The sequence below is a fragment of the Candidatus Nitrosarchaeum limnium BG20 genome, from assembly GCF_000241145.1.
GTDB classification, from domain to species: domain Archaea; phylum Thermoproteota; class Nitrososphaeria; order Nitrososphaerales; family Nitrosopumilaceae; genus Nitrosarchaeum; species Nitrosarchaeum limnae.
Map to the genome: position 1 here is coordinate 1 of NZ_AHJG01000130.1, position 1,052 is coordinate 1,052.

The window sequence follows — 1,052 nt, forward strand, 5'->3', positions numbered from 1 at the left end:
GATTATCAGATTTTTTATAATTATTCTTTTCAGGAAGATCTACAAATGCAAAAGAGTTTGTAAACATTCCCGACATAAGAATTAGAATAAAAAAGATAGCCGCTTTGGGCATTATGATTAATTTTGTTGTTGTGAGTTATTATAACTATCTTCTTCGAGCAAGTATGGCAATTTGTAATGCTACAATAATTCCTATCGATGCAACTATTGGGAAAAACAAAGAGTTGAGTTGTGATGATGCTTCTTCAATATTGTTGACTGATTTTGATACAGAAGTTACACTTTTGTCAATATTACCACTGGCACTCTCCAAAGTATTTCCAAATCCAGAGATTTCTGATTTTAATGTGGTTAATTCAGTTGATGTCTCCTCTAATACAGAATTTAATTTTATAATTTGATTTGATATTCCGCCCAGATCCTGACTAAGAACGTTAGTTGCAACTGAACCATGAGAAATTGTTCCTTCGTTAAAAGTCACTACATGAAAGACATAAGTTCCTTCTTCTTTTGGAACATAATCTGTATAATACAGTCCCTGATGAAGTGTTGAGAAATTATTTGCAAGCGTCTCTACTTTTCCTGAAGGTAGATGTACATGAGTTGTTTGAAGCAATTTTGCAGGATCATCTCCAATTAAAAGACCATCACTTGTAACTTGAACAAATACACGAAATGGAATATTTATCGCGGCAGTTTCAGGAGCAAATACTAGAGTGTTTAGATGTCTCTCTATTGGTACGCTAACAAGATCAGTTGATGATGTGAATTTGACATCAATTTTTTTAGAAAGACCGTTTTGTTGTGTACTTATTATTTCAACAGTGTATGTTCCAAATGGGAGATTAGGTGAAGATTTTGGCCATATCAACAATACATGCTCAAATGTTCCATCTTCATTTGTCTCAAATTGATCAAACTTTGGGATTGTCTTGTCTGGTGCAATCAATCTAATAATCAAAGTTTCATTTGGCTGTCCTTTTCCATAAACAAACAGAGGTTCACCTTCAGAATAAACTTGATTTACTGTAAGCAATTGCAATTCTGAAAAT

General features: G+C 33.1%; 1 protein-coding gene. It reads right to left on the reverse strand.

What is annotated here, in order from left to right; all coding sequences use genetic code 11:
* Nucleotides 1-145: 145 nt before the first annotated feature.
* A partial coding sequence (locus BG20_RS04245; RefSeq protein WP_010191322.1) for a hypothetical protein occupies nt 146-1,052 on the reverse strand: 907 nt, incomplete at its 5' end.